Consider the following 20,990-nt stretch of genomic DNA (forward strand, 5'->3'; position numbering starts at 1 on the left):
TGACGAGTCAGGGCGAGCGGGGCCCCGGGGTTCGGGGCGGGATGGGGACGGTCCCATGGGTGAGAAGCAGCCGAACGAGAAGCTGGGCTCCTGGTTCGCGCGCAGCGGCTGGTCGAAGGGCGAGCTGGCGCGGCAGGTGAACCGCAGGGCCCGGCAGATCGGCGCCCACCACGTCTCCACGGACACCTCCCGGGTGCGCCGCTGGCTGGACGGCGAGCAACCGCGCGAGCCGATCCCGAAGATCATGTCGGAGCTGTTCTCGGAGCGCTTCGGCTCCGTGGTGTCGATCGAGGACCTCGGCCTGCGCACGATCGTCCCGGTGACCACCGTGGGCAGCGGGGTCGACCTGCCGTGGAGCCCGCAGCAGACGGTGCAGGCGATCAGCGAGTACTCGCGCAGCGACCTGATGCTCAACCGCCGTGGCTTCCTGGGCACTTCGCTCGCGCTGACGGCGGGTGCGGCGCTGATCGAGCCGATGCAGCGCTGGCTGACGCCCGGACCGAACGGGGCGCCCACGCCGATCCTGGCGGCGGCCACCGGCAGCGACCACTTCTCCGGTCGGCTGTCCGAGCCGGAGCTGCAGCTGCTGGAGCAGACCACCGAGATGTTCCGGCAGTGGGACGCGCAGAACGGCGGCGGCCTGCGCCGCAAGGCGGTGGTCGGCCAACTCCACGAGGTCACCGACCTGTTGCAGGAGACGTACCCGGAGGCGACCACCAAGCGGCTGTTCCGGATCACCGCCGAACTCGCCCACCTGGCCGGCTTCATGTCGTACGACGTGGGCATGCACCCGAGCGCGCAGAAGTACTACGTGCTGGCGCTGCACGCGGCCCGGGAGGCCGGGGACCGGCCGTTCGGCGCGCTGATCCTGACCGACATGAGCCGGCAGATGATCCACCTGAACCGCGGCGAGGACGCGCTGGAGCTGATCCACCTCGCCCAGTACGGCAGCCGGGACACCGCCAGCGCCCGCCAGCAGTCGCTGCTGTACGCGATGGAGGCGCGGGCCTACGCCACCATCGGCGAGGTCAACCGGTGCGCGCGGGCGGTCCGGCTGTCGGAGGACACCTTCAGCGACATCCAGGGTGTCGACGAGACGCCGCCGTGGCTGCGGTTCTTCTCGCACGCCGAGCTGTGCGCCGAGAACGGGCACTCCTTCCGCGACCTGGCGTACACCTCGGACCGGGGCGCGGCGATGGCCAGGACGGCAGAGCCGCTGATCACCAAGGCGGTCGACCTGTTCCGGGAGGACGGCGACCACGTCCGCACCTACGCGTTCAACCTGGTCGGGATGGCCTCGGTGCGCCTGCTGCAGAACGAGCCGGAGGAAGCGGCCCGGTACTGCGAGGAGGCGGTGGACATCGCCAAGAAGGTCCGCTCCGAGCGGCTGAACACCCGGGTCCGCAAGACCTCCGAGGCGGCCAGCCGGGACTTCCGCGGCGCCCCCGGGGTCGACCGGCTCGCCGAGCGAGTGGTTCAGGACATTCCGGAGTTCGTCTCGGTGGTCTGACACCCGTTCGGGTGGCGGCCCGCGGCGGCGTATAACACGACGTGTCCAGTACGCGTCACCAGCCGTGGTTCACGCGCCCGTAACGGGCGCGTCAACCGCGTCACTGCGGTGAAACACCGTGCCGCATCGGCCGAAACCCACCTTCGGCACTCTCCTCTCATCGCCGACACGCCGGGATGGCACGGGACAGGTATCCCGGGCGTGGAGCGGCTTTCATATCGGAGGAGACGCCGATGCCGGACGGCTTCAGCGCGGGCGATACCGCCTTTGTGTTCATCTGTGCGGCCCTGGTCATGTTGATGACCCCGGGTCTGGCCTTCTTCTACGGAGGCATGGTCAGGGTCAAGAGCACCCTCAACATGCTGGTCATGAGCTTCATCTCGCTGGCCGTCGTCAGCGTGCTCTGGGTGCTCTACGGCTACACGCTGTCCTTCGGGCCGGACGCCGGTGCAGGCCTCATCGGCAACCTCGACTACCTGGGCATGCGCGGCATCGACCTGAACGCCATCACCGGCACCATCCCGGTCACCGCGTTCGCGGCGTTCCAGCTGATGTTCGCGATCATCACCCCGGCGCTGATCAGCGGCGCCATCGCGGACCGGGCCAAGTTCACGGCCTGGACCCTGTTCGTGGCGCTCTGGGTGACCATCGTGTACTTCCCGGTCGCCCACTGGGTGTTCTTCTTCGACGGCGGCAACGGCGGCTGGCTCGGTGACCGCAACGGCGTCATCGACTTCGCCGGCGGCACCGCGGTGCACATCAACGCCGGTGCGGCGGGCCTGGCCCTGGCGCTGGTGCTCGGCAAGCGGATCGGCTTCAAGAAGGACCCGATGCGCCCGCACAGCCTGCCGCTGGTGATGCTCGGCTCCGGCCTGCTGTGGTTCGGCTGGTTCGGCTTCAACGCGGGCTCGGCGCTGGCCGCCAACGGCGTCGCCGGCATGGCGTTCATGAACACCCAGGTCGCCACCGCCGCCGCCGTCCTCGGCTGGCTCGCCTACGAGAAGATCCGGCACGGCGCGTTCACCACCCTGGGCGCCGCCTCGGGTGCGGTGGCCGGCCTGGTCGCCATCACCCCGGCGTGCGGCTCGGTCTCGATGCTCGGCGCGATCGCCATCGGCGTCATCGCCGGTGCGGCCTGCGCCGCGGCGATCAGCCTGAAGTACAAGTTCGGCTTCGACGACTCGCTCGACGTGGTCGGCGTCCACCTGGTCGGCGGCATCATCGGCTCGCTGCTGATCGGCTTCTTCGCCACCGGCCACGTCGGCCAGACCGCGTCCGGCCTGTTCTACGGCGGCGGCCTGACCCAGCTGGGCAAGCAGGGGCTCGGCGTGGTCGTCGTCCTGGTCTACTCCTTCGTGCTCTCCTGGCTGATCGGCCAGGCGATCCAGAAGACCATCGGGTTCCGGGTCTCCGAGGACGTCGAGGTCGCCGGCATCGACCAGGCCGAACACGCCGAGTCCGCCTACGACTTCACCTCCGTCGGCGCCAGCCTCGCCCGTGCCGTGGCCGTCACTCCCGCGGCCGTCCCCGCCGAGAAGACCGAGGTCGACGCCCGATGAAGCTCATCACCGCCGTCATCAAGCCCCACCGTCTGGACGAGGTCAAGGAAGCCCTGCAGGCCTTCGGAGTGCACGGACTGACCGTCACCGAGGCCAGCGGATACGGCCGGCAGCGCGGCCACACCGAGGTCTACCGGGGAGCGGAGTACACCGTCGACCTGGTGCCGAAGGTCCGGATCGAGATACTGGTCGAGGACGAGGACGCCGAGCAGTTGATCGACGTGGTGGTCAAGGCCGCCCGCACCGGCAAGATCGGCGACGGCAAGGTCTGGTCGATCCCGGTCGAGACCGCGATCCGGGTCCGCACCGGAGAACGCGGCCCCGACGCCCTCTGACCTTCTAGCATTCACCTCCTGGCGGACCTGCCCTCGCGGCAGGTCCGCCGAAGGCGTATCCGGCACCAGCACGCACCGGGAGCAGACGTGACGAGCACCGACCCCGCCGACTACGGCTACCCGGCCGAGCGCGCCCGCCTGCTGGCCGACCCGGTCATCGCCGGCCCCGAGCGGCGGGCCGCGCTGGCCCGGCTCACCGACCACTGGCTGGCCGGGCTGTACCGGGCGGCCGGCGCCCCCGCCCGGACCGCGCTGGTCGCCGTCGGCGGCTACGGGCGGGCCGAACTCTCCCCGCGCAGCGACCTGGACGTGCTGCTGCTGCACGAGGGCCCGCTCGCCGCCGAGGCGGCCGAGCGCATCTGGTACCCCGTCTGGGACAGCGGCGTCTCGCTCGACCACGCCGTCCGCACCCCCGGCGAGGCCCGCGCGGTCGCCGCCGAGGACCTCAAGGCCCAGCTCGGCCTGCTCGACGCCCGCCACCTCGCCGGCGACCCGCAGCTCACCGCCGACCTGCGTTCCGCCGTGCTCGCCGACTGGCGGGCCGCCGCCCCCGAGCGGCTCCCCGAACTGCACGCCCTCGGCCAGAGCCGGGCCGAGCGCCACGGCGAGCTGTCCTTCCTGCTGGAACCCGACCTGAAAGAGGCCCGCGGCGGCCTGCGCGACGTGGTCGCGCTCAACGCCGTCGCCGCCACCTGGCTGGCCGACGCCCCCCGGGACGGCCTGGAGGCCGCCGCCCGCACCCTCGCCGACGTCCGCGACGCGCTGCACCTGACCACCGGCCGGGCCACCGAGCGGCTCAGCCTGCAGGACCAGGACCAGGTCGCCGAACGGCTCCGGGTGCTCGACGCCGACACCCTGCTGCGGCAGGTCTACCAGGCCGCCCGCACCGTCGCGTACGCCTCCGACGTCACCTGGCGCGCGGTCGAGCGGGTGCTCGCCGCCCGCAGCCGCCCGGCCCGCCGGGCCACCCGGTTCGGTTTCCCGTTCAACGGCGCCCGGCGGGCCCCGGTCGGATCCGCCGCGCCCGAGCGCCGCCCGCTCGCCGAGGGCGTGGTCGAACTGGACGGCGAGGCGGTCCTCGCCCAGGCCGCCCGGCCCGCCACCGACCCCGTGCTGCCGCTGCGGGCCGCCGCCGCGGCCGCCCAGGCCGGGCTCACCGTCTCCTACGCCACGGTGCGCCGGCTGGCCGCCGAGACCAGGCCGCTGCCGGTGCCCTGGCCCGACGAGGCCCGCGCCCAGCTGGTCACCCTGCTCGGCGCCGGCGAGGCCTGCCTGCCGGTCTGGGAGGCGCTGGAGGCCGAGGGGCTGATCAGCCGGATGCTGCCGGACTGGGAGCGGGTCCGCTGCCGGCCGCAGCGCAACGCCGTGCACCGCTGGACCGTCGACCGGCACCTGATCGAGACCGCCGTCAAGGCCGCCGCGATGACCCGCCGCACCGCCCGCCCGGACCTGCTGCTGGTCGCCGCGCTGCTGCACGACCTGGGCAAGGGCTGGCCCGGCGACCACTCCGAGGCCGGCGAGGTGATCGTCCGGGACGTCGCCGTCCGGATGGGCTTCGACAAGCAGGACACCGACACCCTGGCGCTGCTGGTCCGCCACCACCTGACGCTGATCGACACCGCCACCCGCCGCGACCCCGACGACCCCGCCACCGCCGACCTGATCGCCAAGACCGTCGGCACCCAGACCCACCTGGAGCTGCTGCACGCCCTCACCGAGGCCGACGCCACCGCCACCGGCCCCGCCGCCTGGTCGAGCTGGCGGGCCTCGCTGGTGGCCCAGTTGGTCGCCCGCACCGCCGCCCGGCTGGCCGGCGAGCACCGGCCGCCCGCCGCCGACGCCGACCCGACCGCCGACCAGGAGCGGCTGGCCGTCGAGGCCGCCCGCACCGGCGCGCCCGCGCTGGCGTTCACCGCGCACGCCGAGCCCGCCGTCGACGGCGGCACCGAGCCCATGGGCGTCGAGCTCACCCTCGCCATCCCGGACCGCCCGGGCCTGCTCGGCACCGTGGCCGGCGTGCTCGCCGTGCACCGGCTGGCCGTCCGCAAGGCCGGCCTGCGGGAACTCGATCCGGTCGGCGCCGGCCCCGTGCTGCTGCTGTCCTGGACGGTGGCCGCCGAGTACGGCGACCTGCCCGACGCCGCCCGGCTCCGCGCCGACCTGCGGCGCGCCCTGGACGGTTCGCTGGACGTCACCCGCAAGCTCGCCGAACGGGACGCCGCCGCACCCCGCCGGCGCGGCATCAGCACCCCGCCGCCGGTGGTCGCCGTCGCCCCCGGCGCGGCCTCGCAGTACGCCACCGTGCTGGAGGTCCGCGCGCACGACGCCCCCGGCCTGCTGCACCGGATCGGGCGGGCGCTGGACGCGGCCGGCGTCCGGGTCCGCACGGCGCACGTCTCCACCCTCGGGGCGGAGGCGGTGGACGCCTTCTACCTCACCTCCAGCGACGGCCGGCCGCTCGAACCGGGCCGCGCCGAGGAGGTCGCGAAGGCCGTGCAGGCGGCCCTGGAAGCCCACTGACCGCGGGCCCGCAGGCGGCCCGGAAGCCCGTTGACGCAGGGGCGCAGACCGTCCACCGGGCGTACGGCTACCCTTGGGGGCGACGACAGTACCCGTACTCGATGCCGCAAGGGACCCGCGACCGACGTGTTCGACACTCTCTCCGACCGCCTCGCAGCGACGTTCAAGAACCTCCGGGGCAAGGGCCGCCTCAGTGAGGCGGACATCGACGCCACCACGCGCGAGATCCGGATCGCCCTGCTGGAGGCGGACGTCGCGCTGCCCGTGGTCCGGGCGTTCATCAAGCAGATCAAGGACCGGGCGCTCGGCTCCGAGGTCTCCGGGGCGCTGAACCCCGCCCAGCAGATCATCAAGATCGTCAACGAGGAGCTCATCAGCATCCTCGGCGGCGAGACCCGCCGGCTCCGGTACGCGAAGACCGGGCCGACCGTGATCATGCTCGCCGGCCTCCAGGGCGCGGGCAAGACCACCCTCGCCGGCAAGCTCGGCCACTGGCTCAAGTCCCAGAAGCACACCCCGCTGCTGGTCGCCTGCGACCTCCAGCGCCCCAACGCCGTCACCCAGCTCGGCGTCGTCGCGGAGCGCGCCGGCGTCGCCTTCTACGGTCCGCAGCCCGGCAACGGCGTCGGCGACCCGGTGCAGGTCGCCCGCGACTCCATCGAGTACGCCAAGCAGAAGCAGTACGACGTGGTCATCGTCGACACCGCGGGCCGCCTCGGCATCGACGCCGAACTGATGCAGCAGGCCGCGGACATCCGCGCCGCGGTCGACCCGGACGAGGTCCTCTTCGTGGTCGACGCGATGGTCGGCCAGGACGCCGTCACCACCGCGCAGGCCTTCCTCGAAGGCGTCGACTTCACCGGCGTCGTGCTCTCCAAGCTCGACGGCGACGCCCGCGGCGGCGCCGCGCTCTCGGTCGCGCACGTGACCGGCCGTCAGATCATGTTCGCCTCCAACGGCGAGAAGGTCGACGACTTCGACGCCTTCCACCCCGACCGGATGGCCTCGCGCATCCTCGGCATGGGCGACGTCCTCTCGCTGATCGAGAAGGCCGAGCAGACCTTCTCGCAGGCCGAGGCCGAGAAGATGGCCGCCAAGCTGCAGGGCGGCGGCAAGGACTTCACGCTCGACGACTTCCTGTCGCAGCTGGAGCAGGTCCAGAAGATGGGCTCGATCTCCAAGCTGCTCGGCATGCTCCCCGGCATGGGCCAGATCCGGGACCAGATCAACAACATCGACGACAAGGACGTCAACCGCGTCGGCGCGATCATCAAGTCGATGACGCCGGCCGAGCGGTCCGACCCGAAGCTCATCAACGGCTCGCGCCGCCTGCGCATCGCCAAGGGCTCCGGCGTCCAGGTCGGCGAGGTCTCCAGCCTGGTGGAGCGGTTCTTCGAGGCCCGCAAGATGATGTCGGCGATGGCCTCCGGCAAGGGCATCCCCGGCATGCCGGGCATCCCCGGGATGGGCGGCGGCGGCAAGCGCACCGGCAAGAAGGCCCCGGTCGCCAAGGGCAAGCGCAAGAGCGGCAACCCGCTCAAGCGCGCGCAGGAGGAGGCCGCGGCCGCCGAGCGCAAGGCCCTCGGGCCGGCCCAGCCGGGCGGCGCGTTCGGCGTCCAGCCGGGCCAGGGTCCGGCCGACTTCGAACTCCCCAAGGAGTTCAAGGACCTGCTCTGACCGAGCGGCTTCCGGGGGCGCGTGGGGGTCACCCCCACGCGCCCCCGTTTTCGCGCCCCTTTGCGTCATGATGGTCCGCATGCGTGTGACGATCCGAGCCCCCCGCCCCGACGATGTCGTCCCCTACGCCGAGACGGTGCGCCGGTCGGCGTCGCACATCGGGCGGTGGAACCCGGTGGAGCCGGACGGGCTGCCGGACCTGTTGAGCCGTCAGGGGGCGGGCCTGCGGACGTTCCTGATCGTGGACGAGGAGACCGGCGGCCTGGTCGGCAAGTGCAACGTGGCGAACATCGTGATGGCGCGGTTCTGCAACGGCGTGCTGGGCTACGACTCGTACGTGCCGTTCGTGGGGACGGGCCGGATGACGGAGGGCATGCGGCTGGTGGTGGAGCGCTGCTTCACGCCGTCGGCGCTGGGCGGTCTGGGGCTGCACCGGCTGGAGATCAACGTGCAGCCGGACAACGAGCGCTCGATGGCGCTGGCGCGGCGGCTGGGCTTCCGGCACGAGGGGTTCACGCCGCGGATGCTGTTCCTGCAGGACGCGTGGCGTGACCACGAGCGTTTCGCGTTGACGGCGGAGGAGTGGCCGACGCCGGTGGGCTGAGCCGCCAGCGGCGTTGCGTGCCGGTCGACGCCGGTGATGTCCGTATTGTCCGACAGGTGAGCAACCCCGTGCCGCCGCGTCAGACCCCCGACCAGCCCTGGCGGTCCGAGGGGGCGCCGCCCCCGCCGCCGCCGAAGCGGAAGATGCCGGGCGGTTGGACGGCGCTGATCCTCACCGCGCTGGTGGTGTTCCTGCTGTCCGACCTGCTGCTGAGCTTCTTCGGCAACGGCGGGTCGACCACGATCTCGTACACCGAGTTCACCAAGCAGCTGGGCGCCGGCAACATCACCAAGATCTACTCCAAGGGCGATGCCATCGAGGGCACGCTGAAGAACGAGCAGCCCAAGCCGGACGGCGAGAAGGGCCACTACACCGAATTCACCACCCAGCGCCCGGCGTTCGCCAACGACGACCTCTGGGGCACCCTGCAGTCGCAGAACGTCGAGGTGACGGCCCGTCCGGTGGTGCAGCAGCGCAGCTTCCTGGCCAACCTGCTGATCTCGCTGGCGCCGATGCTGCTGCTGATCGCGGTGTGGGTGCTGCTGGCCCGGCGGATGGCGGGCGGCCTCGGCGGCGGGGCGCTCGGCCGCAAGGCCCCGCCGAAGCCGGTGGACACCAGCCAGGGCAGGCGCACCACCTTCGAGGACGTGGCCGGCATCGACGAGGTGGAGGCCGAACTCAGCGAGGTGGTCGACTTCCTGAAGAACCCGCAGGAGTACCGCAGGCTCGGCGCGAAGATGCCGCGCGGCGTCCTGCTCACCGGTCCGCCCGGCACCGGCAAGACCCTGCTGGCCCGGGCCGTGGCGGGCGAGGCGAACGTGCCGTTCTTCTCCGCGTCGGCCTCCGAGTTCATCGAGATGATCGTCGGCGTCGGCGCCAGCCGGGTCCGCGACCTGTTCGCGGAGGCCCGCAAGGCCGCCCCGGCGATCGTGTTCATCGACGAGATCGACACCATCGGCCGCCAGCGCGGCGGCGGGGGCGGCATGGGCGGTCACGACGAGCGCGAGCAGACCCTCAACCAGATCCTCACCGAGATGGACGGCTTCTCCGGGTCCGAGGGCGTGATCGTGATCGCCGCGACCAACCGGGCGGAGGTCCTCGACCCGGCGCTGCTGCGCCCCGGACGGTTCGACCGCCGGATCACCGTCAGCCCGCCCGACCGGGCCGGCCGCGAGCAGATCCTGCGGATCCACAGCCGCGAGGTGCCGCTGGCCAAGGGCACCGACCTGGACGCGGTGGCCCGCTCCACGCCCGGCATGACCGGCGCCGACCTGGCCAACCTGGTCAACGAGGCGGCGCTGCTGGCGGTCAAGCGCAAGCAGGACGCGGTCGACCAGGAGAACCTGTCCGAGGCCCTGGAGAAGGTCCAACTCGGTGCCGTGCGCCCGCTGGTGATGCCCCAGCAGGAACGCGAGCGGACCGCCTTCCACGAGTCCGGGCACGCCCTGCTGGGGATGCTGCAGCCCGGCGCCGACCCCGTCCGCAAGGTCACCATCGTGCCCCGCGGCCGCGCCCTCGGCGTCACCCTGTCCACCCCCGACACCGACCGCTACTCCTACACCGAGCCCTACCTGCGCGGCCGGATCATCGGCGCGCTCGGCGGGATGGCCGCCGAGCAGGTGGTGTACGGGGTGGTCACCACCGGCGCGGAGAGCGACCTCGAACAGCTCACCACCATCGCCCGCTCGATGGCCGGCCGCTGGGGCATGAGCGAGCGGGTCGGCCGGGTCACCGCGATCCCCAACGACAGCCAGTCCCCGTACGGCCTGGCCGCCGCGCCGACCACCCTGGACGCCGTCGACGAGGAGGCCCGGCGGATCGTCGCCGAATGCTGGCAGGAGGCGGTCGCTCTGCTGCGCCGGCACCGCGACCGCCTCGACGCGCTCGCCGCCGCGCTGCTGGAGGCCGAGACCCTCGACGAGGAGGCCGCGTACGCCGCCGCCGGGCTCAGCCGGTCCTGACGGCCGCGCCGCCGTCCTGGCGCCCGAGACGCCGTCAGACGCGCGGCTTCACGCCGACCGCCCAGCGGAACACGTTCACCATCCGCACCGAGCCGTCCGGGCGCAGGTACGGGTGCAGCGCCTCCTCCAGCTCCTTGGTCACCAGCGCCGTCCCGGCCTGCTGCTCGGCCCGGTCGAACAGGCCGGTGGAGAGCAGACCGCGGACCGCCGAGTCCAGGCCCGCGTAGGCGAACGGGCAGGTCACCCGGCCGCTGCCGGACGGCCGGACACCGGAGGAGGCGAGCAGCGCCTCCAGCGCGCCCGGGCCGGCGGTCGAGAACGGGTCCGGCGCGCCGGGCGGGGCGTGCCGGCGGGCCACGTCCAGGACGACGGCGCTCTCGCACTGCTCCGCCGGACCCCAGCCCGCCACCACCAGGTGTCCGCCGGGCAGCGTGCGCTCCGCCGACCAGGCGACCAGCGCGGGCACCGGCGGCTGCTCGAAAACCGTCACCAGGGAGTGCGCCGGGCGGGGGACGGGGTGCGCCGAACGGGCGAGGGTCCCGCAGGGTCCGACCTGCAGTCCGCGGGCCGCCGCGAACTCCCGCAGCGCGCCGTCCGCCTCCACCCCCGCGACCTGTGCGCCGCGCCCCTGGGCGAGCAGCAGCGCCAGCCCGGAGCGGCAGCCGACTCCCAGCAGGCTGGTGGCCGCGCCGACCTCCAACTGCCGGTAAACGTCCTGGTAGAGGGGGACGAGCATGCGCTCCTGGATCTCCGCCCAGTCCCGCGCCCGACCGCGCCGCTCCGCCGGACCGTCCGTCCGGACCCGGTCCACGGTGCTGCCGGTCACCTGCGCTGAAGCCATCGCGGCCTCCCAATCGGTCCTCGGAATCGGCTGCGGCTCCCGCAGCCCGGCCCCCCGGCCCCTCTCCCAGCGAACAGCGGGTCGCCCTCGCCGTCCAGAGGGGTGCGAGCAGGTATCCGTGCGCCGCAGGTGTGCGCCCCGGGGTGTGCGCGGGCGCGGCGCAGTCCGGCCGGTGCGGCCGGAAGGTTTGGGTCGGTGAAACGGATTCACGGTCCGCCCCCGGCTCCCCGTACCATTCGGCCCATGGCTAAGGCACCCGTTCTCACTCCCCAGGCGGAAGACTTCCCCCGCTGGTACCAGGACCTCATCAACAAGGCAGAGCTGGCCGACAACGGTCCGGTGCGGGGCACCATGGTCATCCGACCGTACGGCTACGGCCTGTGGGAGCGGATGCAGCAGGAGATGGACGCGCGGATCAAGAAGGCCGGCGCGCAGAACGCCTACTTCCCGATGTTCATCCCGCAGTCCTACCTGACCAAGGAGGCCGAGCACGTCGAGGGCTTCGCCCCCGAGCTCGCGGTGGTCACCCACGGCGGCGGCAAGGAGCTCGAGGAGCCGGTCGTCGTCCGGCCCACCTCCGAGACCATCATCAACGAGTACTTCTCCAAGTGGGTGCAGAGCCACCGGGACCTCCCGCTGCTCATCAACCAGTGGGCCAACGTGGTCCGCTGGGAGCTGCGCCCGCGCGTCTTCCTGCGCACCACCGAGTTCCTCTGGCAGGAGGGCCACACCGCCCACGCCACGTACGAGGACGCCCGCGACTACGCCTCGCTGATCCACACGGACGTCTACGGCGACTTCATGACCAACATCCTCGGCATCGACGTGGTGCTCGGCCGCAAGACCGCCCGGGAGCGCTTCGCCGGCGCCATCAACACCCTGACGCTCGAAGGCATGATGGGCGACGGCAAGGCGCTGCAGATGGGGACCAGCCACGAGCTGGGCCAGAACTTCGCCAAGGCGTTCAACACCACGTACCAGCTGCAGGGCGCCGAGCGCGAGTTCGTCTGGCAGACCTCCTGGGGCGTCTCCACCCGCATGGTCGGCGGCCTGATCATGTCACACGGCGACGACAACGGCCTGCGGGTGCCGCCGCGCCTCGCCGCCGTCCAGGCCGTGGTGCTGGCCATCAAGGGCGACGACGCCGTGCTGGCCAAGGTCCGCGAGATCGGCGCCGCGCTGGAGGCGGCGGGCGTGCGGGTGGTCGTCGACGACCGCACCGACACCCCGTTCGGCCGCCGCGCCGTCGACTGGGAGCTCAAGGGCGTCCCGCTGCGCATCGAGGTCGGCCCGCGCGACCTGGAGGCCGGAACCGCGATGCTGGTCCGCCGGATCGCCGGCGGCAAGGAGCCGGTCTCGGTCGACTCCCTGGCCGCGATCGTCCCCGGCATCCTGGAGGAGGACCAGGCGCAGTTGCTCCGCGAGTCCCGCGAGCGCCGCGAGTCCCGCACCGTCGACGTCAAGACCGTCGACGAGGCCGTCGAGGCCGCCGCCACCGGCTGGGGCCGGATCTCCTGGGCCGAGCTCGGTCCGGAGGGCGAGGCGAAGTTGGCCGAGCAGGGCGTGTCGGTGCGCTGCATCGTCGCTGCGGACGGCACCGTGCCGGCCGCCGACGACCAGGCGGGCAACCTCGCCCTGGTCGCCCGCGCGTACTGATCCTTCGGGTCCGACCCGTCCCCGGGCCCGCCCCGGGGGCCCCGCGCGCCCCGACTGCCCGCCGTGAGCTGCGCGGTCCGCGGGGGTTCCGGACAATTTCGGAACCCCCGTTCGCGTACTGGCAGTTGAGACTACTGACCAGTCAACTCCCCGAGGTAGTCGACAAGCGGTACGGTATACGGCCCGTGGCCCTGTCAATTTTCGGACAGGTCGCGGGCCGTCCGCCGTGGGGATGTTGGGCTCCGCGACGGGTGCCGAGCGCCCGGCGAAACCCGCCGGGTCCATACGTGCAGGGGGTTGGTCTTGCGTCAGTCCGGAGCCGCGCAAATCGCGCGCGGAAGTGCATTCCTGAGAGTCCGCTGGGAATTCCCGAACAATGGAACCCGGCGGAACATCGGCTCTCACCGCATCGTTGGTACAGCGTGAGCACGACACAGCCCCTCGTCCTCGCGGCCGAACTGGCCGCCGCCTGGAGTGACATCCAGGCCCACCACCGGGACCTGCCCGACCTGGCGTCTCCCGAGGCGCTGATCGGCGAGTCCTCGTCGGCCTGCGGCACCCAGCTCAATTTCGAGCGCCTGCTGCACGAGGCCGCCCACGGCCTGGCCGCCGCCCGGGAGATCCGCGACACCTCGCGGGCCGGCCGCTACCACAACCGCCGCTTCCTGCTGCTCGCCTCCGAGTTGGGCCTGGCCCACCCGGTCGAGCCGCACGCCAGCAGCGGCTTCTCGCAGGTGACGATGGGTCACGAGACCCGCGAGCGCTACGTCGAGACCATCGATCGGCTCGACCGCGCGCTCGGTGCGCACCAGCTCGCCGTGGCCGGCGAGGGCAACCACCGGGCGTTCCGCGGACCGGCCGCCCGGCACGGCTCCTCGGGTGGCGGCGTCCGGGTCAAGGCGGTGTGCGGCTGCGGTCGCAACGTGCGCGTCGTCCCGTCCGTGCTGGCCCAGGCCTCGATCGTCTGCGGCGCCTGCCAGCAACCGTTCAAGATCGCCTGAACCGGGCCGCGGGCGGGGTGCCCGCGACCCGGCCGGGACTGTCGGCCGGCCCGATCCGGGGCGGGACGGCCGGCGCCAATCGGCCTCCCCAACCTCGCTGTGGAGTGCCGCTGTTGCCCGGGCCGACCGGCCCGACGACGCCCGAAGGTCCTGCCGTGCCGTGCGGGGGCGCGGTCCGGGGGGACCTCTGCGGTGTGGCAGAATGGATGGCTGAGTACTCGGCAGCCTAGACAGGACCCTCTCTCCTAACGGCTGGCGTGTCCCTTGAACGGCACCTCGCGCCGCAGCCCCACGCGGCGGAGCGCTGCTCACCCACGTCAAAACCAGGAGAATCCACACCCGTGGCCGTCAAGATCAAGCTGAAGCGTCTGGGCAAGATCCGCTCCCCGCACTACCGCATCGTCGTCGCCGACTCGCGCACCAAGCGTGACGGCCGCGCGATCGAGGAGATCGGCATCTACCAGCCGACCTACAACCCCTCCAAGATCGAGGTCGACAGCGACCGCGCCCAGTACTGGCTGTCCGTCGGCGCCCAGCCGACCGAGCCGGTGCTCGCGATCCTCAAGCTGACCGGCGACTGGCAGAAGTTCAAGGGCCTGCCGGCTCCGGCCCCGCTGAAGGTCGCGGAGCCCAAGGTCGAGGACTTCTCGCACCTGTTCGCGAAGGCCGTCGCCGGCTTCGAGGACGCCACCACCGGTGTCGCCATCACCCCGAAGGCCAAGAAGTCGGACAAGGCTGACGAGGCCGAGGCCGCTTCCACCGAGGCCTGAGCATGATCGAGGAAGCCCTCGACCACCTGGTGAAGGGCATCGTCGAGCACCCCGACGAGGTGCAGGTCCGCTCGCGCAACCTGCGCCGCGGTCACACCATCGAGGTGCGGGTGCACCCCGACGACCTCGGCAAGGTGATCGGCCGGGGCGGCCGCACGGCTCGCGCACTGCGCACCGTGGTCGGCGCCCTCGGCGGTCGCAATGTCCGGGTCGATCTGGTCGACGTGGACAGCCTTCGCTGACTCCTCGACCGCCGACCGTCAGGTCGGCCACCGGGTTCCAGGACCGGCAGGGACGCATCCGTCCCGGCCGGTCCTTGCCGTTTCCCCGCCCACCGCTCCGCTTCAGCCCCGCGGCTTCCCCGCCGCTGTTCCCGCACTGCACCCGCACCGCGTACCGCACCTCCCAACTGGCACCACCGGCACATCTCAGGAGAACGATCACCGTGCAGCTCGTCGTCGGCAAGATCGGCCGCGCCCACGGCATCCGAGGGGACGTCAGCGTCGAAGTCCGCACCGACGAGCCGGAGCTGCGGCTCGGGCCCGGCGCGGTCCTCCTCACCGACCCCGCCGCCATCGGACCGCTGACCGTCGAGTCCGGCAAGGTGCACAGCGGCCGACTGCTGCTGCGCTTCGCCGGGGTCAAGGACCGCACCGCCGCCGAAGCGCTGCGCGGCACCTTCCTGATCGCCGAGGTCGACCCGGAGGAGAGCCCCGAGGACCCCGACGAGTACTACGACCACCAGCTGATCGGCTTGGACGTGGTGCTCACCGACGGCACCCTGGTCGGCGAGCTCAGCGAGGTGGTCCACCTCCCGTACCAGGACCTGCTCACCGTCGTGCGCCCCGACGGCACCGAGGTGCTGATCCCGTTCGTCGAGCAGATCGTCCCCGTCATCGACCTGGACGAGCAGCGCGCCGTGATCACCCCGCCGCCCGGCCTGATCGACACTGCGGACGCTTCGGGGGACGACGGGGCCGGCGCTCCGGAGGCGGACGAGGCTGCCCGGTCCGCCGACGCTGCCGACGGGAAGGGGGAGGCGGAGTGAGTGACATGCGGATCGACGTCGTCACGATCTTCCCGGAGTACCTGGAGCCGCTGAACGTCTCGCTGGTCGGCAAGGCGCGCGCCCGCGGCCAGCTCGACGTGCACCTGCACGACCTGCGGCAGTGGACCACCGACATCCACCGGACCGTCGACGACACCCCTTACGGCGGCGGCCCCGGCATGGTCATGAAGCCCGAGCCGTGGGGCGCCGCGCTGGACGCCGTGCTGGCTGCCGGGCCCGAGGGCGAGGCGCCGACGCTGGTGGTGCCGACCCCCAGCGGACGCCCCTTCACCCAGGAACTCGCCCAGGACCTGGCCGCCCGGCCCTGGCTGGCCTTCGCGCCCGCCCGCTACGAGGGCATCGACCGGCGGGTGATCGAGGAGGCCGCGACCCGGATGCCCGTGGTCGAAGTCTCCATCGGCGACTACGTGCTGGCCGGCGGGGAGGTCGCCGTGCTGGTGATGGTCGAGGCGATCGCCCGGCTGCTGCCCGGCGTGCTCGGCAACGCCGAGTCGCACCGGGACGACTCCTTCGCCCCCGGCGCGATGGCCGACCTGCTGGAGGGCCCGGTGTACACCAAGCCCGCCGAGTGGCGCGGCCGCGAGGTGCCGGAGATCCTGCTCAGCGGGCACCACGGGAAGATCGCCCAGTGGCGGCGCGAGCAGGCCTTCGCCCGCACCCTCGCCAACCGGCCCGACCTGGTGGCCCGCTGGCAGCGCGAGGCGTTCAGCAAGAAGGAACGCGAAGCCCTCAGCGTGCTCGGCCTGGCCTGGGACGAAGCCGCCGGCCGATTTCGGTCCCCGGCCGAGCCTGTGGAACAATAGGCGACTGTTGTCTGTCGCCCGGCTCCCCTCGTGGGGGTCAGTGGACCGGTGCCCCCGCCACGGGGGTGTCACCGTCAGCCGAAGCGGCCCGCAGCACCACCCCAGTTGAATCGAACTTCCGTGGGCGGCCCGTGGCGCCTGCGATGGAGAGCAACGATGAGCAACAAGCTCGCTGCTGTCGACGCGGCCTCGCTGCGCACCGACGTCCCCGCCTTCCGTCCCGGCGACACCCTGAAGGTGCACGTCCGAGTCATCGAAGGCAACCGCTCGCGCGTCCAGGTCTTCCAGGGCGTTGTCATCCGTCGTCACGGCGCCGGCATCGGTGAGACCTTCACCGTTCGCAAGGTCAGCTTCAACGTCGGTGTCGAGCGCACCTTCCCGGTGCACACCCCGATCGTCGAGAAGATCGAGGTCGTGACCCGCGGTGCGGTCCGCCGCGCCAAGCTGTACTACCTGCGTGACCTCCGCGGCAAGGCCGCGAAGATCAAGGAGAAGCGCGACGCGTGATCGCGCAGGCTCAGCGGGGGTCGGCCCTCCAACCGGTTTAGACCGGGGGGATAAGCTCACCCCCGATGAGCACGCACGAGCCACCGACGGACCGCGACGGCGGTTCCGCACCCACGGGTACGGAATCACCGGCGCGGTCCGTTGCCGTTTCCGCCCCCGGGCCCGCCTCTTCCGCCCTTTCCGAAGCCGCCTCCGACTCTGCGCCGCCGACCTCCGGTGACGCAGTCGATGTCGGCGCGGACGCGAACGCGGAGGGCGAGGGTGAGGGTGAGGGCGGCGGGCGGCGGTGGTCGCGGGACCTGCTGTGGATCGGTGCGGTGTGCGTCGTCGTGCTGCTGCTGGTGAACGCCTTCGTGGCGCGGCCGTTCGCCGTGCCGTCCGGCTCCATGGAGGGAACGCTGCGACCCGGCGACCGGGTCGTGGTGAACCAGCTCGCCTACGCGTTCGGCGGGCACCCGCGGCGGGGCGACGTGGTGGTGTTCGACGGCATCGGCTCCTTTCTGCCGTACCAGGACGAACCGACCGGCGTGAAGCGCCTGTTGGAGCGGGCGGGACTCGCCCCGGCCGGTGACACGGTCTACGTGAAGCGGGTCATCGGCGTCGGCGGCGACCGGATCACCTGCTGCGGCACCGACGGCCAGCTCAAGGTCAACGGTGTGCCGCTGGACGAGAGCGCCTATCTGTTCCCCGGTGACGCACCGTCGGCGGTACCGTTCGACATCGTGGTTCCTTCCGGCACGTTGTGGGTGATGGGCGACCACCGCAGCGCCTCCCGCGACTCCCGCGACCACCTCGGCGAGCCCGGCGGCGGCACCGTCCCCGAGGACAAGGTGATCGGCCGGGCCGACTGGGTGCTGTTCCCCCTCAGCCGTTCGACCTCGCTCGACCGGCCGGCGGCGTTCGCCGCGATTGAGGGGACCGGTGGCCATGGGGAGCAGAGGTAGACCCCGAGGCACCCCCGACGGCGTAGCCGGCCTCCCGCGCGCGGGCCGGGGCGAGCGCACGGCACCCGCCGAGTCCGTGTACCTGTCCGCCCCGGACGGTCCGGCAGTCGACATGGCGGCAGTCGACATGGCGGCCGACGCGCTGGACGTCGGCCCGGCCAGCGCAATGGACGGCGCACTGGACGGCACCGGGGGCGGCGTTGCAGGCGGGGCCGCAGGTGCTGCCGAGGCCGGCGGAGGAGACGGCGGTGGGGACCGCCCCGTGCGGGGCCGCGCCGAGCGTCGGCGTGCCGCCAAGCGGGCCGAGCGGCGTCGGCGTCGTTCCTTCCTGCGCGAGCTGCCGGTGATCGTGGTGGTGGCACTGGTCATCGCGGTGGTGCTGAAGACGTTTCTGCTCCAGGTGTTCGTGATCCCCTCCGGTTCGATGGAACAGACCCTGCGGATCGGTGACCGGGTCGTGGTGGACAAGCTCACCCCGTGGTTCGGGGCCGAGCCGAGCCGCGGCGAGGTGGTGGTCTTCAAGGACCCGGGCGGCTGGCTGGAGAACGACCACCAGCCCTCCACGGACGGACCCGTGATGCACAGGGTGAAGTCGGTGTTCTCCGCGGTGGGACTCCTTCCTTCCGACAACGAGCGGGACTTGATCAAGCGGGTCATCGGCGTGGGCGGCGACACGGTGGAGTGCTGCGACGCCAAGGGACGGCTGAGCGTCAACGGCACCGCGCTGGACGAGTCGTACATCGCGCCCGGCAACTCGCCCTCGCGGATCACCTTCAAGGTGACGGTGCCTCAGGGGCGGCTCTGGGTGATGGGCGACCACCGTGACCTGTCGGCCGACTCCCGCTACCACATGGACAACCCCGGCACCGGGACCATCCCGGTCGAGAACGTGGTCGGGCGGGCCTTCGTGGTCGCGTGGCCGCTCTCGCACTTCGGTCAACTCGACGTGCCGGATTCACTCTCCTCCTTGCCGGAGCGGGCGACAGGATCGGCGGCCGTTGAGCCGATTCCTGCGGAACCCCCACTCGTTATGGGTGTGTTGGGCGTCCTTCCGCTCGTCGCCAGGTGGCGGAGAGCGCGCTGCAGAGGCGGACCGGTGGCCGACTGACGTTCCGGTCGGCGCGTGGAAACACGGGCATGCCGACCGGGAGTGATAGAGAAGTGCTGAAGTGCTCGGTTCCGGCCTGGTGTCGGGCGTGCCCAACGAGGGCAAGCCAGATGCGGGTTTCGGGTCGATCGCAGAGTGTGGTGCCCGCTGTGCGGCACTGGTGAGCGCGGGCGCACGGGCGTCCGCACAGCAGGGAGGAGATGTCGTGGGGGATCTGGTGATCGGTGCCCGCTCTGGTGCTCCGGAGCCCGACGGGGAGCCGGTGGGCAACCACGAGGGCGTGTCCGCCGGGGCCGGCGACGCCACTCGGGACACCGAGGCCGGGGCGGACGCAGACGGAGATTCGACCGCGCCTCCCAGAAGGGCGCCCAGGCAGCGCTCGTTCTGGAAGGAGCTGCCGATCCTGATCGGCATCGCCCTGGTCCTGGCGCTGGTGATCAAGACCTTCTTCGTCCAGGCGTTCTCGATTCCCTCGGGGTCGATGGAGAACACGCTCCAGGTCGGCGACCGCGTGCTGGTCGACAAGCTCACCCCCTGGTTCGGCGCCGAGCCGGAGCGCGGCGAGGTGGTGGTCTTCAAGGACCCGGGCGGCTGGTTGAACGACGAGCCCACCCAGCGCAGCAGCAACTCCTTCATGCGCGGCGTCCAGGACGTCTTCAGCTTCATCGGGCTGATGCCGTCCAGCGACGAGAAGGACCTGATCAAGCGCGTGATCGCGATCGGCGGCGACACCGTGGAGTGTCAGGGCTCCGGCCCGGTCAAGGTGAACGGGATCGCGCTCGACGAGCCGTACATCTACCCCGGCAACACCCCGTGCGGGGAGAAGCCGTTCGGGCCGCTGAAGGTGCCGGAAGGTCGGATCTGGGTGATGGGCGACCACCGCGGCAACTCGCTGGACTCCCGTTACCACATGGACCAGCCGGGCGGTGGCACCGTCCCGGTCGGGAACGTGGTCGGCCGCGCGTTCGTGGTGGCCTGGCCGATCGGTGACTGGGCGACCCTGCCCGTCCCGGAGACCTTCGACCAGAGGGGCCTGAACGCGGGCGGCCCCCTCGCTCCGCCGCTGGCCGGGATCGCGCTGGCGGCCCCCGCGGTGTGGTGGGTGCGCAAGCGCCAGCGCTGAGCGTTTTACGGGTCGGCCGCGGTCGACTCTTGCGCGGGCCGTGGTACTCGTGAGTAATCTGCTCGCACGTGCCACGGCCCGCAGTGCTGTCCAGCCCAGGACGGCGAGCAGCAGGGCGGTCACGAGTGCTCGACCCGAGCGCGTGAACGTCAGGAGAGGGCGGAGCCGATGAGCAGCGTCGCGGAGCGGACACCGCGTACCGAGGCCGGGGCTGGCCGTCGCCGGAGCGCGGCGTCGATCGTGCAGGGCGTGGTGATCGCGATCGGGTTCGTGATGCTGGTCGGTGGTTTCGCCGTCCTCGCCCTCCAGTACCGGCCGTACAAGATTCCCACCGGTTCGATGAGTCCGACCCTGGAGGCCGGCGACACCGTGCTCGCCCGCGCCGGCGGGGGGACGTCGGCCGGCCGGGGCGACATCGTGGTCTTCCAGGACCAGGACTGGGGCAACGCCACGCTGGTGAAGCGGGTGGTGGCGATCGGCGGTGACCAGGTCTCCGGGGACGGCGCCGGGAGGATCACCGTCAACGGCCACCAGGTCGCGGAGCCGTACCTGGCGCCCGCCAGGGTGGCCACCACCGAGTTCACCGTGACGGTGCCCGAGGGGCGATTGTTCCTGCTCGGCGACTTCCGCGGGAACTCGATGGACTCGCGCAGCCACCTCGATGTCGCCTTCGGTACCGTCCCGGCCTCCGGGGTGAAGGCACGGGTCGAGTCGGTGATCCAGCCGCTGTCCCGGGCCGGGCTGGAGCGGCGCACCACGGCCTTCGACGAACTGGGTGCGCCGAGCGCCCACCAGCCCGGTCCGCTGCTGCCCGCAGCGTGGACGTCGGTCTCCGGGGCGGTGCTGATCGTGCTCGCCTCTGCGGTGGGCTGGGCGGTCTCGCTGACCCGCCGGCTGCAGGGGCGCCGGAAGGCCTGACCCGGCAGGCTGCTGCGGATCCGGGCCGGGAGCCGGCTGCGGGTGATGCCCGGAGCTCGACGGTTGGCCGGGACCGGCCCGCAG

19 protein-coding genes are annotated in these 20,990 nt (G+C 72.2%); 18 read left to right on the forward strand and 1 reads right to left on the reverse strand.

Translation table 11 applies throughout. The annotated features are described in order from the left end of the window. The first annotated feature begins 55 nt into the window (after positions 1-55). The 7 genes from BX266_RS23545 to ftsH all read left to right on the forward strand — a co-directional run bounded on the left by BX266_RS23545 (position 56) and on the right by ftsH (position 10,166). On the forward strand, positions 56-1,510 hold the full coding sequence (locus BX266_RS23545; protein ID WP_099902859.1) for a hypothetical protein: 1,455 nt from the start codon (positions 56-58) through the stop codon (positions 1,508-1,510). Positions 1,511-1,743: 233 nt separating this feature from the next. Beyond that, a complete protein-coding gene (locus tag BX266_RS23550; RefSeq protein WP_099902861.1) occupies positions 1,744-3,069 on the forward strand; it encodes an ammonium transporter in 1,326 nt (441 codons plus the stop codon). Beyond that, positions 3,066-3,404 carry a P-II family nitrogen regulator gene (locus tag BX266_RS23555; RefSeq protein WP_099902863.1) on the forward strand — a complete coding sequence of 113 codons (339 nt, stop codon included), beginning with the start codon at positions 3,066-3,068 and terminating at the stop codon, positions 3,402-3,404. Before BX266_RS23550 ends, BX266_RS23555 begins: the two co-directional genes overlap by 4 nt. A gap of 87 nt (positions 3,405-3,491) precedes the next feature. Then, entirely contained in the window at positions 3,492-5,924 is a 2,433-nt protein-coding gene (locus BX266_RS23560) for a [protein-PII] uridylyltransferase (protein ID WP_099902865.1), read from the forward strand. A 126-nt stretch (positions 5,925-6,050) separates the two neighbouring features. Continuing rightward, positions 6,051-7,601 (forward strand): signal recognition particle protein, encoded by a 1,551-nt coding sequence (gene ffh / locus BX266_RS23565; RefSeq protein WP_099902867.1) that lies wholly within the window; start codon positions 6,051-6,053, stop codon positions 7,599-7,601. Between the two features lie 79 nt (positions 7,602-7,680). Further along, on the forward strand, positions 7,681-8,205 hold the full coding sequence (locus BX266_RS23570; RefSeq protein WP_259464815.1) for a GNAT family N-acetyltransferase: 525 nt from the start codon (positions 7,681-7,683) through the stop codon (positions 8,203-8,205). Between the two features lie 56 nt (positions 8,206-8,261). Then, a complete protein-coding gene (ftsH, locus tag BX266_RS23575; protein WP_099902871.1) occupies positions 8,262-10,166 on the forward strand; it encodes an ATP-dependent zinc metalloprotease FtsH in 1,905 nt (634 codons plus the stop codon). 34 nt (positions 10,167-10,200) lie between these two features. Here ftsH and BX266_RS23580 read toward each other — a convergent pair whose 3' ends face one another. Further along, positions 10,201-11,007 (reverse strand): SAM-dependent methyltransferase, encoded by an 807-nt coding sequence (locus BX266_RS23580; protein WP_099902873.1) that lies wholly within the window; start codon positions 11,005-11,007, stop codon positions 10,201-10,203. Between the two features lie 243 nt (positions 11,008-11,250). Between BX266_RS23580 and proS the strand changes: the two genes are divergently transcribed. From proS to lepB (BX266_RS23635), 11 genes are all read left to right on the forward strand, one after another. Then, positions 11,251-12,663, forward strand: coding sequence for a proline--tRNA ligase (gene proS / locus BX266_RS23585; protein WP_099902875.1), 1,413 nt, complete (start codon positions 11,251-11,253; stop codon positions 12,661-12,663). 422 nt (positions 12,664-13,085) lie between these two features. Beyond that, positions 13,086-13,664, forward strand: coding sequence for a hypothetical protein (locus BX266_RS23590; protein ID WP_099902877.1), 579 nt, complete (start codon positions 13,086-13,088; stop codon positions 13,662-13,664). 341 nt (positions 13,665-14,005) lie between these two features. Further along, on the forward strand, positions 14,006-14,434 hold the full coding sequence (rpsP, locus tag BX266_RS23595) for a 30S ribosomal protein S16 (protein WP_099902879.1): 429 nt from the start codon (positions 14,006-14,008) through the stop codon (positions 14,432-14,434). A 2-nt stretch (positions 14,435-14,436) separates the two neighbouring features. Beyond that, on the forward strand, positions 14,437-14,676 hold the full coding sequence (locus tag BX266_RS23600; RefSeq protein ID WP_014138265.1) for an RNA-binding protein: 240 nt from the start codon (positions 14,437-14,439) through the stop codon (positions 14,674-14,676). A gap of 203 nt (positions 14,677-14,879) precedes the next feature. After that, entirely contained in the window at positions 14,880-15,482 is a 603-nt protein-coding gene (gene rimM / locus BX266_RS23605; RefSeq protein WP_099902881.1) for a ribosome maturation factor RimM, read from the forward strand. A gap of 5 nt (positions 15,483-15,487) precedes the next feature. Then, positions 15,488-16,306: a tRNA (guanosine(37)-N1)-methyltransferase TrmD gene (gene trmD, locus BX266_RS23610; protein WP_099902883.1), complete on the forward strand. Its 819-nt coding sequence runs from the start codon at positions 15,488-15,490 to the stop codon at positions 16,304-16,306. Positions 16,307-16,462: 156 nt separating this feature from the next. Beyond that, positions 16,463-16,813, forward strand: a complete 351-nt coding sequence (gene rplS, locus BX266_RS23615) for a 50S ribosomal protein L19 (protein ID WP_099902885.1) — start codon at positions 16,463-16,465, stop codon at positions 16,811-16,813. A 65-nt stretch (positions 16,814-16,878) separates the two neighbouring features. Then, on the forward strand, positions 16,879-17,757 hold the full coding sequence (lepB, locus tag BX266_RS23620) for a signal peptidase I (RefSeq protein ID WP_099902887.1): 879 nt from the start codon (positions 16,879-16,881) through the stop codon (positions 17,755-17,757). A gap of 112 nt (positions 17,758-17,869) precedes the next feature. Continuing rightward, positions 17,870-18,865 carry a signal peptidase I gene (gene lepB, locus BX266_RS23625; RefSeq protein ID WP_259464816.1) on the forward strand — a complete coding sequence of 332 codons (996 nt, stop codon included), beginning with the start codon at positions 17,870-17,872 and terminating at the stop codon, positions 18,863-18,865. A gap of 205 nt (positions 18,866-19,070) precedes the next feature. Then, entirely contained in the window at positions 19,071-19,988 is a 918-nt protein-coding gene (lepB, locus tag BX266_RS23630; RefSeq protein ID WP_099902889.1) for a signal peptidase I, read from the forward strand. A gap of 168 nt (positions 19,989-20,156) precedes the next feature. Next, positions 20,157-20,906: a signal peptidase I gene (lepB, locus tag BX266_RS23635; RefSeq protein WP_099902891.1), complete on the forward strand. Its 750-nt coding sequence runs from the start codon at positions 20,157-20,159 to the stop codon at positions 20,904-20,906. Positions 20,907-20,990 lie beyond the last annotated feature (84 nt).

The organism is Streptomyces sp. TLI_171 (assembly GCF_003610255.1).
Classification (GTDB): domain Bacteria; phylum Actinomycetota; class Actinomycetes; order Streptomycetales; family Streptomycetaceae; genus Kitasatospora.

Coding starts and splice junctions, on each gene's coding strand:
- lepB (WP_259464816.1), top strand. CDS start 17,870: ATGGCGGCAGTCGACATGGCGGCCGACGCGCTGGACGTCGGCCCGGCC.
- trmD (WP_099902883.1), top strand. CDS start 15,488: ATGCGGATCGACGTCGTCACGATCTTCCCGGAGTACCTGGAGCCGCTG.
- BX266_RS23570 (WP_259464815.1), top strand. CDS start 7,681: ATGCGTGTGACGATCCGAGCCCCCCGCCCCGACGATGTCGTCCCCTAC.
- BX266_RS23545 (WP_099902859.1), top strand. CDS start 56: ATGGGTGAGAAGCAGCCGAACGAGAAGCTGGGCTCCTGGTTCGCGCGC.
- BX266_RS23600 (WP_014138265.1), top strand. CDS start 14,437: ATGATCGAGGAAGCCCTCGACCACCTGGTGAAGGGCATCGTCGAGCAC.
- BX266_RS23580 (WP_099902873.1), bottom strand. CDS start 11,007: ATGGCTTCAGCGCAGGTGACCGGCAGCACCGTGGACCGGGTCCGGACG.
- proS (WP_099902875.1), top strand. CDS start 11,251: ATGGCTAAGGCACCCGTTCTCACTCCCCAGGCGGAAGACTTCCCCCGC.
- lepB (WP_099902891.1), top strand. CDS start 20,157: ATGAGCAGCGTCGCGGAGCGGACACCGCGTACCGAGGCCGGGGCTGGC.
- BX266_RS23550 (WP_099902861.1), top strand. CDS start 1,744: ATGCCGGACGGCTTCAGCGCGGGCGATACCGCCTTTGTGTTCATCTGT.
- rplS (WP_099902885.1), top strand. CDS start 16,463: ATGAGCAACAAGCTCGCTGCTGTCGACGCGGCCTCGCTGCGCACCGAC.
- lepB (WP_099902887.1), top strand. CDS start 16,879: ATGAGCACGCACGAGCCACCGACGGACCGCGACGGCGGTTCCGCACCC.
- BX266_RS23555 (WP_099902863.1), top strand. CDS start 3,066: ATGAAGCTCATCACCGCCGTCATCAAGCCCCACCGTCTGGACGAGGTC.